This is a genomic window from Acinetobacter beijerinckii CIP 110307, from assembly GCF_000369005.1.
Classification (GTDB): domain Bacteria; phylum Pseudomonadota; class Gammaproteobacteria; order Pseudomonadales; family Moraxellaceae; genus Acinetobacter; species Acinetobacter beijerinckii.
This window is the reverse complement of the sequence record NZ_KB849765.1, coordinates 595,885-610,920: the sequence shown is the minus strand read 5'-3', so window position 1 is coordinate 610,920 and position 15,036 is coordinate 595,885. Positions and strand designations below refer to the sequence as shown.

At 39.4% G+C, this 15,036-nt stretch carries 11 protein-coding genes; 6 read left to right on the top strand and 5 right to left on the bottom strand.

Going from position 1 to position 15,036, the window contains the following annotated elements; translation table 11 throughout:
- Positions 1 to 245 precede the first annotated feature (245 nt).
- Entirely contained in the window at positions 246 to 1,073 is an 828-nt protein-coding gene (locus tag F933_RS08410; RefSeq protein ID WP_005060278.1) for an SDR family NAD(P)-dependent oxidoreductase, read from the top strand.
- 76 nt (positions 1,074 to 1,149) lie between these two features.
- Here F933_RS08410 and F933_RS08405 read toward each other — a convergent pair whose 3' ends face one another.
- Positions 1,150 to 2,517 (bottom strand): MATE family efflux transporter, encoded by a 1,368-nt coding sequence (locus tag F933_RS08405; protein WP_005060275.1) that lies wholly within the window; start codon positions 2,515 to 2,517, stop codon positions 1,150 to 1,152.
- 99 nt (positions 2,518 to 2,616) lie between these two features.
- The gene (locus tag F933_RS08400) at positions 2,617 to 3,771 is read right to left on the bottom strand and encodes a methionine aminotransferase (protein WP_005060273.1); all 1,155 of its coding nucleotides are present in this window, start codon (positions 3,769 to 3,771) and stop codon (positions 2,617 to 2,619) included.
- A gap of 317 nt (positions 3,772 to 4,088) precedes the next feature.
- Between F933_RS08400 and F933_RS08395 the strand changes: the two genes are divergently transcribed.
- Positions 4,089 to 4,538, top strand: coding sequence for a hypothetical protein (locus tag F933_RS08395; RefSeq protein WP_005060270.1), 450 nt, complete (start codon positions 4,089 to 4,091; stop codon positions 4,536 to 4,538).
- A gap of 36 nt (positions 4,539 to 4,574) precedes the next feature.
- Here the strand turns inward: F933_RS08395 and F933_RS08390 are convergent, their stop codons facing one another.
- Genes F933_RS08390 through F933_RS08380 form a run of 3 tightly spaced genes read right to left on the bottom strand, consistent with a single transcriptional unit; the run spans position 4,575 to position 7,037 of the window.
- Positions 4,575 to 5,882: a DUF445 domain-containing protein gene (locus tag F933_RS08390; RefSeq protein WP_005052619.1), complete on the bottom strand. Its 1,308-nt coding sequence runs from the start codon at positions 5,880 to 5,882 to the stop codon at positions 4,575 to 4,577.
- Between the two features lie 19 nt (positions 5,883 to 5,901).
- Entirely contained in the window at positions 5,902 to 6,459 is a 558-nt protein-coding gene (locus F933_RS08385) for a CC0125/CC1285 family lipoprotein (RefSeq protein WP_005060268.1), read from the bottom strand.
- A 38-nt stretch (positions 6,460 to 6,497) separates the two neighbouring features.
- The gene (locus tag F933_RS08380; protein WP_005060266.1) at positions 6,498 to 7,037 is read right to left on the bottom strand and encodes a DUF924 family protein; all 540 of its coding nucleotides are present in this window, start codon (positions 7,035 to 7,037) and stop codon (positions 6,498 to 6,500) included.
- 227 nt (positions 7,038 to 7,264) lie between these two features.
- Between F933_RS08380 and gshA the strand changes: the two genes are divergently transcribed.
- The 4 genes from gshA to F933_RS08360 all read left to right on the top strand — a co-directional run bounded on the left by gshA (position 7,265) and on the right by F933_RS08360 (position 15,035).
- Positions 7,265 to 8,839, top strand: a complete 1,575-nt coding sequence (gshA, locus tag F933_RS08375; protein ID WP_005060264.1) for a glutamate--cysteine ligase — start codon at positions 7,265 to 7,267, stop codon at positions 8,837 to 8,839.
- 19 nt (positions 8,840 to 8,858) lie between these two features.
- A complete protein-coding gene (locus tag F933_RS08370) occupies positions 8,859 to 9,365 on the top strand; it encodes a disulfide bond formation protein B (RefSeq protein ID WP_005052608.1) in 507 nt (168 codons plus the stop codon).
- Between the two features lie 169 nt (positions 9,366 to 9,534).
- Complete coding sequence (locus tag F933_RS08365) at positions 9,535 to 12,861, top strand: type VI secretion system Vgr family protein (RefSeq protein WP_005060262.1); 3,327 nt, start codon at positions 9,535 to 9,537, stop codon at positions 12,859 to 12,861.
- Entirely contained in the window at positions 12,858 to 15,035 is a 2,178-nt protein-coding gene (locus F933_RS08360; RefSeq protein WP_005060260.1) for a LysM peptidoglycan-binding domain-containing protein, read from the top strand. Before F933_RS08365 ends, F933_RS08360 begins: the two co-directional genes overlap by 4 nt.
- Position 15,036 lies beyond the last annotated feature (1 nt).

Here is a 15,036-nt window from a genome sequence, read left to right as displayed (position 1 = left end):
ACGAGGTCTTGCTGACTTAGAATAACTAAATTTTGCAAAACATGCTGTATATCGTTTAAACATCTTCAGCCTAGAATGTAAATAGACCTAATATGACAAGGAATGTGTTTGTTATTGCCATTTGTCTTAAAGCTGTAGTGTACTATATTGACAACCTGTATTGTCAAAATTATATTGGTTACAGCTTAAACTGCACATGATCTAGACAAATATGTGCTTCTCATTCGCAATACAAAGGATAGGCAATGAAAAATTTTAAAAATAAAGTCGCAGCGATCACAGGTGCAGGTTCTGGGATTGGACAACAATTGGCAATTTTATTGGCTAAACAAGGCTGTCATTTGTCATTGAGTGATATCAATGAAAAGGGCTTAGCGCAAACTGTTGAGCTAGTGAAACAATATCCAGTCACCGTAACAACCAAGGTGCTTGATGTTTCAAACCGTGAAGCAGTTAAACAGTGGGCACAAGATACTGTACAAGATCATGGTTCAGTGAATTTAATTTTCAATAACGCAGGAGTGGCACTAGGCTCAACTGTGGAAGGCGCAAGTTACGAAGATTTAGAATGGATTGTTGGGATTAATTTCTGGGGTGTAGTTTACGGTACCAAAGAGTTTTTACCGTTCATCAAACAAACCAAAGATGGCCATATCATCAATATCTCAAGTATCTTTGGTTTAACTTCGCAACCAACACAATCTGCTTATAACGCAACTAAATTTGCAGTACGTGGTTTTACTGAGTCTTTACGCCAAGAGCTTGATATCGAGAAAAGTGGTGTAAGTTCACTTTGCGTACATCCAGGTGGTATTCGTACCAATATTGCCAAAGCTGCAAAAATGAATGACAGCTTAAAAAGCTTAGGTATGGATCCGAATAAATCAATCAAGCAATTTGATAAATTCTTACGCACACCACCAGAAGAAGCAGCGCGTCAAATTTTAAATGCAGTATTGAAAGATAAACGTCGTTTGTTGATTGGTACAGATGCGCGTATTGTGGATTCTTTCCAACGTTTATTCCCGACGGGTTATCAACGTATTGCCGCACTTGCGACCAAGATGATGTAAGCCAAAAAATTAAAAAAGCCATTCTAATCAGAATGGCTTTTTTATTGGTGAGACCACATCACTCATCATTAAACGTTTAGATGAGAATTTTGATCTTACTTTTCTTCCAAACAAATTGATAATAAGACGCTTGTAATACACATAAGCAAACAAAAGAAAGGGCATACGCAATCCAAATGCCCGTTAAGCCCCACATCGAGCTAAACCAATAAGCAGATGGCACCTCTATTAAGACAATGGTCAGAATATTAATCATCATTGGAACATTCACGGTGCCACTGGCACGCATAATTGATGCAAAAATAGCACTAGCACCAAAAAACAGAATCGACCACAACACAATAAATAAAAGCTGTTGCCCCAATTCAATCACACTGTCATCTGTAATAAACAACGCCATTAAATATTTTGAAAATAAATAAGCCAGTGTGATCAAGCTTCCGGTAAATAGGATATTCATTCCCAATGCCGTGCGAGTAACTTTCGCTAATAAATCGGATTTGCCTGCACCAATTGCTTGAGCGGCAAAGATAGATGCTGCAATTGAGATTGAGAGTGCTGGAAATTGAATATAATTCAGCACTTGGTTGACTGCACCATAAGCGGCTGTGGCATGTGCGCCGTACTGATTGACCAAACCAATGATCACTAAGCCTGCAAGCGAAGTTGTCACCATTTGAATGCCAGTTGGAATGCCCAGTTTTAAAATCAATTTGCTTAACACAGGGTCGTGGCGAATACTTTTTAATAAACGAGCATCTATTTTGAGCGGATGATTTTTATAATTCAGATATAAGCTCAGAAAGATAAGTACCGCAGCGTAGCCCATAATGGTGGCGATTGCAGGAGCCACAATACCTAAAGCAGGAAAGCCAAAATAACCTTTTAACAATACGGGTGTGACAGCTAAACCAATTAAGCTGGTTAAACTCAAAGCAATTAAAGGGGTTACGCTGTCGCCGACACCACGTAAAATTGAGGTGTAAATAATATAGACGAATAGCAAAGGGCTACCCACTAGCATCCACTGTACATAAGGCAAAGATAGATGCATCACCTTCGGATCGGTGCCGAGTAATTCGAGGATGTGTTTAGCAAACACTAAACCAAGTACAGCAATAATACTGCCACCGATCAGGGTCATAAAAATAGTAGAACCAATGACACTACGAACTTTCTCTAAATTTTGTGCTCCCCAAGCTTGTCCAATCAAAACCGTTGACCCCGCGGAGATCCCGATCACAAAAGCAAGTAAAAAGAACAAAATAGGGAAGAATACAGAGACCGCAGCAATTGCATCCACCCCCATCATTTGACCGACAAAAATCGTGTTAATGGTGCCTGATAGATTTTGTAAAATATTAGTGGCAATCAAGGGAACTAAAAAAACTAAAAAGGTTTTCCAGAGATTCGGTTGCATCACCAAAGGTTGGTGTGGAGTCATTCAATTTCCTTCAAGCTTGATCCCGAAACGGCTATGTTTTCTTCAACATATCATTATCCGTTGTGTTCGAGTCAGGCTTGTTGAGTTTATTTTTGTAGATCAACACTGTACGAGGATTTCGCTCGCACGTTGTAAGGTTTGATCAGTTTTAGCGAAACAAAAGCGAATTTGTCGAAGTGAAGATGGTGCATGTTGATAAAACACTGAGATCGGAATCGCCACAATTTTGTGATGCTCGGCTAAGAACTGACACATCTCTACATCTTTGAGATCAGGACGAATGTTGCTGTAATCTAGATTTTGAAAATAAGTGCCTTGAGATGGTATCAATTTAAAACGTGAGTTTTGAATCTGTTGGTTGAATAAATCTCGTTTTGCCTGATAAAAATCGGGTAACTCCTGAATATGCTCGGGATGTTGTTGCATATAGTTGGCAAGCGCAATCTGGCAAGGGGTGGTGCCACAGAAATTGGCAAACTGGTAAATTTGGCGGAACAAACGCATGAGTTGTGGCGCGGCAACGCAATAACCTGTTTTCCAACCGGTGACATGGTAGGTTTTACCAAAAGAACCGATGACAAAGCTACGTTCACGAAGTTCTGGAAATTGCAGGGCGCTATGATGTTTTTTTCCATCGAAAACCAAATGCTCATAAACCTCATCTGAGAGCACCACGATATTTCTATCTTGAATCAGTTCAATCAGTTGTTTCCAGTCCTGTTCAAACCAAATTGCACCTGTTGGGTTATGTGGTGTGTTGACAATGATCATGCGCGTTTTAGCATTGATACTGTCTTTGACTTTTTGCCAATTCACCTGAAAAGTTGGTGCTTCTAGATGGATATGCACTGATTTTCCACCTGCCAACTGTACCGCAGGGGCATAGCTGTCATAGCTCGGGTCAAAAATAATCACTTCGTCATCTGCATGAATACACGCTTGAATCGCGCAGAAAATCGCGATGGTTGCGCCTGGGGTAATCGTGATTTCAGAGAGAGGGTCGAGTTGTAATTGATCCCTTGCAAAGAATTGTTTTGCCAACTGCTCTCTTAAAGTCAGAACACCATCACCCGCAGGATATTGGTTATAACCTGAAAGCGTCGCTTCACTGAGCGCTTGGAGTAGCGCAGGTGGTGCGGGGAAATCGGGGAAACCTTGAGAGAGATTCAGGGCATTTAGTCGTTGTGCGAGTTCAGTCATCACGCTAAAAATAGTCACGCCTTGGCTTGGGAGTTTTGACTGAAGTTGCAACATTGTTTTTGACCTGATTGACATTCTATTTTGCATTGATTGTATAGCGAAAGCTGAGTTCTTACCAAGGTGCCTCTGTGAAAGTAAATATTGAACCTTGCCGTTAATTGACTAAATAATGTGTCTTAGGTCAGGAAAATAGAGTAAGAGAGTCTGAATAAAAACAATAGTGACGGAATTGGTCGGTTTTTATTTAAAAATGTCTAAAAAATTTGTTGTTTTTCATGATGATAAAGCGTTTATGTTGAGCGATTTAAGTACTATAATTTACATCGAGGGATTCAATTAAATATCAATTATAGTGAAATGGGGCCTAGAGTATGGACAGTTTCGATTTAAAAATACGCTATCCACATCATATTGATCTCAATGATGTGGAGCAGTTCGGGACATTGAATACCATTGGGATATTAACCAAATTTGACAGAATGGACTGGAAGCAGCAATTAAGCCGTTGGTTGCAGCTCGATGGTGCAAATCCGACGTTTACCATTACAGATGAGAAGACGAGGCAGACCATAGAAATCGTATTGAATACGTATAAGTCATCTCAGGAGCTTAGCTTTATTGTAAAGACAGATATTCCAATAGTTGTACCTAAAAAACAAATATTTGGCTTAATTACGCTTCAGATAAAAGAGACAGTTCAATTTAAGCAACTTTCACTGGTACAGGTGAAAAGCTATCTCACTGCATTTTTAAAGCAGGATACTGACGCACTGGTTCGATATTATCAGCAAAGTAAGCAGCAACTTACGCAATCTGCATAACTATGAGAAATAAACTTTCTCATAGTTATTTATTCTTTACAAAACATTTTCAACAATGGCACGGATGATCCCGAGAGCTAAACCAATGAAAGCACCTACGATTACACCATTGACGCGGATCATGTGTAAATCACCGCCAACCTCGCTTTCAATTTTTGCAATCATTTCACGTGAATCCCATTCATGAATACGCTCACTGATATAACGGATAATCTTGTCGCTGTATTGTTCACTGAACGTGGTGCCCAACCCTACCATTTTCTCATTTAAAACTTGTCGTACTTTTTCATTTTGAATCAAACTTTCGCCAAGTTGTTGAATCGCCACTTGTAAGTTAGTGGCAATGCCTGAGTCTGGTTGCATTAAATCCGTTTTAATTGCGTCACATAAAATAGCGATGGCGCCACTGATAAAGTTCAATACTTGTGGGCTATCTAATAATGCATCTTTACCACTGTTTAAACGTTGGCTAGCATCACTATCCGTATCTGCTAGTTGTAACATGAGCGAGTGCGTGGTTGCTTCAATATCTTGACGCCAAGGATGCTCAGGATTAGCCAACATTGATTCAACTTTTTCAATCAGTGAGTCAATGGTTCTTTGCTGTACATCAATGCCAATCCAGCTTGCACCTTTTGCGAGTTTCCAAACCCCCAGTTCTTGAAATAATTTACGAGATAGATCACGCGCTTCTTCTGGATGAGACACCATCCATTCATGTGCGAGATCAAGTCCACGTTGCAATACATCTTGATGGAAATCATTTTCTAATACAGCACGTAGCATTTCGCTGGCAAGTTTATTGACTTTAGTGCTTCTGACCCATTGCACACTATTGTTTTGTACAAAGTGAGCAATTTGATCTTGGCTGACAAATTCAAAGATTTTCGGCACAGTGTGCTGAATCATCTGTACCACTTGTTTATTGTTCTTAGGATTTGCTAACCATTCACCGACAGCCAAACTAATATCAGCATTTTTTAAGCTACGTTCAACAATTTGAGGTGATAAAAAGTTTTCCTGTACAAAGCGACCCATGGATTCAGCGATACGCGCTTTATTTCGTGGAATGATTTCAGTGTGATCACGCAATAGTTTAGGCAGTGGCATTTTTCCAAATGGATTACGGAATAACACGGTAACCGCATACCAGTCAGCCAAGCCACCCACCACACCTGCTTCAGCAGCAAGCATAAAAATATGGATGAGCCATTTATATTCAGGGAGAAAGTGTGCCGCGACCATTAAGCAAATCCATGTCACCACGGCAATAATCAGTGCCATTGTGGCGAAGTATTTACTTCTTTGTAGACTCGGAACGTGAATTTCTTCGACTGAACTCATTTAGTCATCCTTATAAATATCATTTCTTATTTTGAGGTGGTGCAGGGGGCTGCAACACTTCTCCTGTGGGACTCAAACCGTACTTTTGCCCTAACGATTGCAAAATTAGCTGTGCATCAAAGGCATCGGGTGATTGCTGTTGAGTCTGAAAACACTCGATAGTATACGACACTTGGATTGGATCAATATTGACCACTTGTGGCATATCATAGAATGGATCGGGCCAAAAGGCGGGATGACGACGATAGTAGCCATAAGGATAATATGATGGAGTTGGATAAATCACGGCTTGTCGCTGGGTTTTATGCCTTGCATTGCTTGGGTCATCCACCACGGTGAAATAGCGAAAGCCATTTTTGATTGTGGTTTGTGCTGCTTTTAATAAAGTAATCTCTTCAGCCGTACCATAACTTAAATTATTATCAGCTTGGAAACCAATACGGTAGGTTTTGTTATTTAACGGATAAGCAGTGAATTGCCCAAGTTGATCAAAGGTTCGTGGTTTGGAAGGAACCGTCGCGCATCCTGCCAATGTCAATGCGACAAGAAGCGGTGTACATATCAATAATCTTTTCATTTGCTATTCCTGTTTTTAAAATGACGAGCTTAGCCGACTTAAAAACTACTGTTCGGTTGAGTTAAAAATTCCAACTCTTCAGGGGTTGAGATTCTTCCCAATATTGCATTGCGATGTGGATAGCGGCCAAAACGATCAATGATCACTTTATGCTTTTTCTCAAAGTTTAAATTGATTTCATTGCCTAATCGTTGAAATAATTTGAGAGCAAACTCATGTATCAGCTTCGACTCACTGTGCATAAATGGCATATATAAAAAGGAGCGTTGTTCAGGACTAAGCTGTGCATCCAGTTGTAAACTAATTGCTTCTTGTGACAATGCCAGAGCAAGACTGTCATAAGCAAACGCTTGTGCTTGATCACGATACAAGTTTCGAGAGAATTGATCTAAAACAATAATTTCGGCTAAACGTCCTTCAGGTGTTTGACGCCATGACCAAAGTTCTGCTTGAGTTGCTTGATGATGAATTGTATGAAATTTATCACGAATTTTAATATCAAATTCATCACTTTTAGCGAACCAAAGCGACTGATGTTCTGGCGCAAACCAGAAATTAATAATGTCTTGTGCTTGCATAAACAAGTATCCGTTGGAAGATTTATTTTTTAATAAAATCACAATTTCTGCATGTCTTATGTAATAAGATTGTGATAAAAATTGCCAAACTAAATCAGATGACTAGATCATAATTGTCGTTATAATTGGCTAAGTCGAAATCATGAGCACAGTCTGAATACTGTCATATTCGGCGAAGTCGATACCATGTATTGGGTCGGCTGATCTTGAACAAGCGAGCATATAATATGAATCAACCCAGCCTTAATCCCTTTGTGATACCAACTTGGGTAGATGCCTCGCTATTAAAGGGGATGTTGCGTGGAATAGAACGTGAAAGCTTACGTATGCAAAGTAATGGCTTTTTATCACAAAAAACGCATCCTTTAGCTTTGGGTTCAGCACTGACACATCCACATATCACGACAGATTATTCAGAAGCGTTGATGGAGTTTATTACCACTCCTCAAACAACAATTGCAGCAGCATTAAACGAATTAAAAGACATTCACAGTGTCGTACATCAGCAACTAGAAGATGGCGAGCGTCTATGGCCACTGTCGATGCCATGTATGCTTGATGATAATGAAGAAAATATAACATTAGCCCAATATGGGACTTCAAATATTGGTCGTTTTAAAACCTTATATCGTCATGGTTTAGGCGTACGTTATGGTCGCCGTATGCAGACGATTTCGGGTGTGCATTATAATTTATCTTTTCCAGATGCTTTATTTGCTGAATTACAACGCCATGAAAACAAGCCAGAATTAAAACAGCTCAGCGCACAAGATTATCGTAGTCATCGCTATTTTGGTTTGATTCGGAACTTTATCCGTTTAATTCCTTTAGTCATGTATATGTTGGGTGCGAGTCCATCCGTTTGTCGTTGTTTTTTAACGGGTCGTCAACATCATTTACAGCCTTTGGTCAAAGGAACCTTATATTTACCTGAAGCGACAGCTTTGCGTATGGGGCGTTTAGGTTACCAAAACTCAGCACAAAAAGAGCTCGGTATTCATTATAACGACCTACATGATTATTTGGATGGATTACAGAAAGCTGTACATACACCTTATCCTGAATTTAGTGATTTAGGTTTGGATGATGAGCAAGGTGAGCCGATTCAGATCAATGATCACGTGCTTCAGATTGAAAATGAATACTATAGCTTGGTTCGTCCGAAGCAAGTTCCCCAAGCAGGTGAAACCCCATCACAAGCCTTAAAAAATCGTGGTGTGGGCTATGTTGAGCTTCGAGCTGTTGATGTCAATCCATATAGTGCAATTGGGATTGATGAAATCTCGGCAGGTTTTCTTGAGAGTTTAGCCTTGTATTGTTTATTAAGTGACAGTCCAGAGTTGTTTGCTGAAGAACAAGAGCAAATTGATCATAATCAAACTGAAGTGGTCAATCGTGGTCGTGCAACGGATGCCAAAATTGAACTAGGTCAAACAACAGTTTTATTGCAAGATTGGGCACAGCATCATTTAAATGCGATTCAAGAATGTGCCAATATCTTAGATCAAATGAATGATTCAAAGTTATATCAGAAGTCTATTCAAGTGATGCAACAGCGTTTAGATCATGTTGAAGATACACTTTCCGCGCAGGTGATTAAAGATACGCTAGAGAATGGCGGAACGTGGAATTTTGGCAGTGCAATGGCACAACAACACGTCGATCACTATGATCAGCACCCGCTTAGTCAAGAACGCAAACAATATTTCGAACAATTGGCGCAAATCTCGTTGCAAAAACAGGCTGAACTTGAACAAGATAACGACATGAGTTTTAGCCAATATCTTGCAAAATACCGTTAAAATTTTTAGAGGATTTCCCATGCGATGGAATTACCGTTTGGTCAGTGCTTTGCTTGTTCTGACAAGTATTATTGGTATCTCATTTGCCTTGTATCTAGAACACGTGCAGGGTTTAGAGCCATGTCCACTTTGTATTTTCCAAAGGATTGGTTTGATCGGTATGGGATTTATCGCACTGATTGCATTTATCCATAATCCTATCTCTAATGGTTTTAAACGTTTCTATGCGTTGTTAGCCACTTTGTCGATTGGCTGGTCTGTCGGTGTGGCTGCACGTCATGTTTGGTTGCAGAACTTACCACCTGATCAAGTGCCAAGTTGTGGTCCAGGTTTAGATTATTTGGTCGATGCCTTACCCATGAAAACGGTATTACAACAAGTTCTTTCTGGCTCTGGGGAATGTGCAATGGTTGATTGGACTTTCTTAGGACAGTCTTTACCAGTATGGTCTCTTCTATATTTCAGCCTAATTTTACTGATCTGTTTATGGCAACTTTTCAGGAATTATAATGTCCTCAAAAAATAAGCTTTTATAATTACCATAAACCCAAAATTGCTTATCTCAATTTTGGGTTTATTTTTTGTCAGAAAAAAACAAAAGTGTAATTTTTTGCTAATTTAGGTCACTTATTTGTAGACAGATAGTTCTGTTTTTTATAAAGTTCAGCCGATTCTTTGTACTACGATTATAAAAAATGCTTTTTAATATATTTAATGTATTAGAAAAAATGGGGCTAAATGCACAAAAACGTGCCATACAGGTACAATTTTCTAATGAATTACTCAATCATCAAGTTTTACTGCAACGTATAGAGGGAAAACATCAGCTCAATAGTGGCTTAGAAGCGGAGTTGATTTGCCTTTCCGTCAATGCACAGATTCCTCTTAAACAATTCATTGGTGTTCAGGTCGCTGTTGATCAGGTCACAGATACAGGACAATTATTCAGAACCTCAGGAATAATAACGGAAGCCTGTTATGGGCAAAGTGATGGCGCTTTAACACCTTATAAACTCACTTTAAAAGATGCAACGAATTTATGGCAAAAACGTCGAAATAGTCGTGTCTTTATGAATAAAAATATCGTGGAAATCACTGAGGTTTTATTCAAGGAATGGCAAGAGAAAAGCCAACTATTTGCAGCAAGTTTGGCACTTGATCTCAATGGCTTGAGTCAGAATTATGATATTCGACCCTTTACGATGCAACATAATGAATCAGATTATGAATTTGTGACGCGGTTATGGCGTAGTGAAGGAATTAACTGGTTAATTGATGAAGCTGAGCTTTTTGTTGCGCATTCTAGTACGCCGATCCAAGCCCAAAAGCTCAGACTCATTGATGACAATAGCGAATATCAGGCTTTGGCTCGACGGAGTATTCGCTATCACCGCAGCAGTGCGACAGAATTCCAAGACAGTATTACAGGTTTTGTAGCGGTGCGAAGCTTGCAGCCGACGGCAGTTCATGTGCAACGTTGGCAGCCCGATGCCTTGGTACAAGAAGAAGGCGCAGGTTCAGTGGTGACAACGCATAGTCATTCAGATAGTTTCGATTCGGCAAGTTTGAGTCTTGAACAGGCATGGCACATCAGTCCAGCTTGGATGCAGGACTTAAAGGGTGAAGATCAAGCCACTGCTTCTGGGAACAGTCAGTTAGAAAAACTGAATCAGCAATTTAATGATATGTATGCCAGTCAAGCCAAATACTTTAAGGCTTATAGTACCGTGCGTGATAGCCAAGTTGGGTATTGGTTTAATCTCAGAGAACATCCTGAAATCGATCAGCATGAAGGGGCGGATCAAGAATTCCTGATTATTGCCAAGAATTTTTATAATCAAAATATTTTACCTAAAGATTTACAGCAACAGGTACGTCAGCTGTTAATCCAGAGCCGTTGGGATCAAAGTAGCTATGATGATGCCGAGCGTCAGGGTAATGAACTGACCTTGATTCGCCGTCACATCAAAATAACGCCTGAATATAATCCTGAACAGTATCGTCCGATAGTCTATCCGCAACGTGCCAAAGTGGTTGGACCTGAAGGTGAAAGCATTTATGTGGATGAATGGGGACGAATCAAAGTACGTTTTCTGTTTACTCGTAATGATGATCATGGACATGATGGCGGTGCAGGTAGCAATGACAATGACACCGATTCTGCATGGGTGGATGTCCTCACACCTTGGGCGGGAGAGGGTTATGGTGCACGGTTCTTACCACGGATTGGTGAGGTGGTGGTCATCGACTTCTTTGATGGCAATATCGACCGTCCTTTTGTGACAGGACGAATCCATGAAGCACAGCGTTCTCCGACCAAATTTGATATTAAAGGGCAGCTTCCCGACACTAAAAAACTCAGTGGTATCCGCAGTCAGGAGGTCAATGGGAGTGGTTTTAATCAGTTACGCTTCGATGATACAACAGGGCAAATCAGTACCCAGTTGCAAAGTAGCCATGCTGCAACACAGCTGAATTTAGGTAATTTAAGTCACCCAAAAGTGCAGGAGACCAGTAATGGTCGTGGTGAGGGCTTTGAGCTCAGAACTGATGCTTGGGGTGCGGTTCGGGCAGGCAGAGGCATGCTGATTAGTACCTATGCCCAAGAACAGGCCATTGCTGATCATCTGGAAGCCGCACAAGCACAATCTTTGCTATCGCAAGGCTATGACAGCATGAAAATGCTCAGTGAAATTGCAGCGAAGCAGCAGACCGATGCGCTGAATGTGATTAATCGTTTACCGAAGTTTATTCAGTCACTGGAACTTAAGACCACAGGTCAAGCACTGGGTAGCACTTTAAATCTATTTAAAGCAGGGATGAATAATGATCCCATCCATGCGTTAAAAGATTGTGGTGGTTTTATTGAGGATATTGGTGCGCTCGGTGGTGATGCTAAAGGTGCAGTAGAAGAATTTAATGCGTTCTTTAATGATGCCAAAGGTGCGGTAGAAAATCTAAAAGAATTCATTGAAAACGTAGAAGAGCATGGCGCTGATATTGTCAAAGGTAAGCTTGCTAGTATTAAAGATCGGATTCAGCAAAATCCGTTTGAAAGTCTTAAAGAAGTTGGCAACGTTTTAGCCAATGTCGATATTAAAGATTTCGAGCTGATGAGTAGCTGTGGAACCTTTAGTAAAGGTAGCAAACTAGAAATCACCCCATCCAAAGCATTGGGCTCATTACAGGGCTTTATGGAGGGTTATACTCAAGGTTTGGAAAGCAGTTCCGATGCCAAGCAACAAGAGCAAGGCAAGATTTTCAGACAGGCCTTGATGTTGTTGGCTTCACCGAATGGAATTGCGTTAACTACGCCTGAAAATATTATTTTGCAGGCCTCTCAGGATATTGCCGAGAGTGCCAGTGGTTCAATTAACCTGAGTGCACAGAAGAATATTATTGGGCATGCACAGGACAAGATCAGTTTGTTTGCAGCACAAAAGGGCTTTAGAGCTTATGCCGCAAAAGGGAAATTGGAGTTGCAGGCGCAGGATGATGCGATTGAAGCAATTGCGAAGAAGGTCATTAAGTTCATTTCTACTGAAGATAAAATCGAAATTACCAGCCCCAAAGAGATTGTATTAACAGCGGGTGGTTCACAACTCAAAATTAATGCGGATGGTGTGTTCTCAACTACAGGTGGTAAGTTTGAGAGTAAGGCTGGTCAGCATTTGTTTGTGAGTGGGGCTAAAGTTTCATATGAGGTTCCTGAATTACCTAGCACGCCGACTTTTAGCAATCGCTTAGATATTTATGATTTATTTTGGGAGAGTGATTTTAGCAAGCTCAGTTATAAAGCTTTTGTACCGGGGACGAATTCATTTACTTCGGGATCAATAGATGAACATGGTCGTACAGCGAAAATTATTACGCCAGATCCAACCAAAGTTCAGGTTCTTGTTGGCTCCAATGATGAATGGGGATTAGTCATTGATAGTTTTGATGAAGATGATTTTTTAGCAGATCAAAATGTGAGTGACTCAGAAACAGAGAATAATGTAGAAGATAGGGATTGGAAATGAATAAAAAATCATTAGTTACGATACAACTCTTAGATTTATTTGGTAGCCCAATCTCAAAAGCACAATATGAAGTAAAAAATCAGAGGACTGGGCAAGTTATTGCTGCTGGATTTACGAATTCATCTGGATGTATCGTTGAGATTAGTCGAGATAAAGGCACGGCTTTAGATGTTTATATCAAAAGTATGTTTAATGGCTTGATGATCAAGGTACAAAGTTTTGTAATGTCTAGAGATCGCATGCTCGTAAAAATTACCAGCCCAAAAGTAATGTTGGATTTAAAAACATTAACAAATCAAGGTAATAATGGACAATATAAAAGAAAAACGCATGTTGTAAAAAAGGGTGAAACTTTATTTGAAATAGCTCAAAAAAATCATACTACTGTTCGAGCATTGGAGCGTTTGAATAAAATAGACGATCCAAATAAGATTAGTATTGGGCAAGTGATTAAGTTGCCAGTGAATATTCCTGCTACAGGAAATAATTCACATCAAGAAAAATCTAAACAGACCACTCGAACACAACCTTCGGCTAGCAGCACTAAAACAAAAGCACCACAGACTCCATCAGTAAGGTCATCGAATACAACACCTCAGAAAAAGCAGGGAGAAGAAATTTTTGGAGCAAATTTTGGCAGTAAAATTCTCGACCAAGTGAATGAGCTTTATGAAGAGGGTAAAAAAACGCTGAACGAAGCTACAAACACTGCTTCCAAGATACTGACAGTGGATGACCGTAGTCAGGATGGTGGGACACCTAAAGCAGATGCTCCAAATTTATGTAAAACCAATCCGCAATGTATTTCAAGTGGTAAGAGTGGGCTTATTCGAGAAGTGAATATTCGTTTGGCGGGTTTTGGTGGAGCTTTACCTACGGATGAGTTTACCGAACTAACTGCAAAATGTATTAAGCAATTCCAAAGGGATTATATGGGGGTACCAGAGACGGGGAAAATTTGTGGTTCAGTATTAGTAGCATTGGATAAATTTTATGAAGAATACCCTATAGCAGGTTTTATGGGGAAAGCTGCTTGTAATTGTGGCAAATGTTCGGGCTTTGGTAATGGTAATATGGGGATTCCATCCGGTTCAAATAAAGCAAATGAATATCCAGGATTACACCGAAGTCTAATCTGGATATTAAAGGCTATAAATTTTTATTTAAAAAATGAATTTAAGAAAAAGAAAATCGAAGTGGCTTATATAGAGTCTGGTTATAGATGTATTGAAAATAATAAAAAACATGGAAGAGCAACAGTAAATCATATGGGGTTAGCTCTGGATGTTCATTTTAATAAGAATGGAAGTAGGACTCGTGAAGTCAATGATATGGAATTTATTCGTAAAGAAATTATGATTAAAAAAATGAGAGCATCTGAAAATAGAGAGGTTGATAAAATTTATTTAGAACCAAAAGTTTTTAATAGTGGAACTTCAGGAGCAACTACATGGGTACATTTTGACGTTACTAAATTTTCAGCTATATATTTTAGCGGAAATATTTTTCAAAAAACAATGGTTGAATTAAATGGCGTTAAAATGTTTACTCTAGTAAACAGTTTGAAAGTTCCTGGGATTTTAAGTTGTGGAGGGGGAGGGTCAACACCAAAACCACATGATAATATAGTGGGTGGTGAACTAGTATTAAGTAATGATGATATTATAGATATTATGAAAGTAACTGAGACTGAGGTGATAAAGTTTAAAACAGAGAAATATTTTACTGACCAAGCTGCTGGTGTTATAGATACTATTATGAATAGAGTCAAGTCTGGTGTATGGGGAAATAGTGTCAGAAGTGTAGTCAATGCTGATAGACAGTTTTCTAAAATTACAGGTCCTAAAAGTTTAGACCCTTATGGTAGTGTTGAAAAAATGCCAATATCGCATGTAAGTACAAGGATTAGGAATTTTGTTAATAGCTATCTTATAGAAAGAGCAAATGGTAAACATTCCATTATTGGAGAAAATCTAAACTATGCAAATAAATATTATTCAGATGCAAAAAATAGAAAGGCATGGGTAGATAAATTTCATGATGAAGCAGTAAAGAAAGGTATGATACTTGGCAATGGAACAGCTATACATGCTCATGGCACTACGACTGAACTAAGAAATAAAATGCCAAAACCTTTTAAAATAGTTCTCCCTAAAAACTTCAAAGGAATTTAAT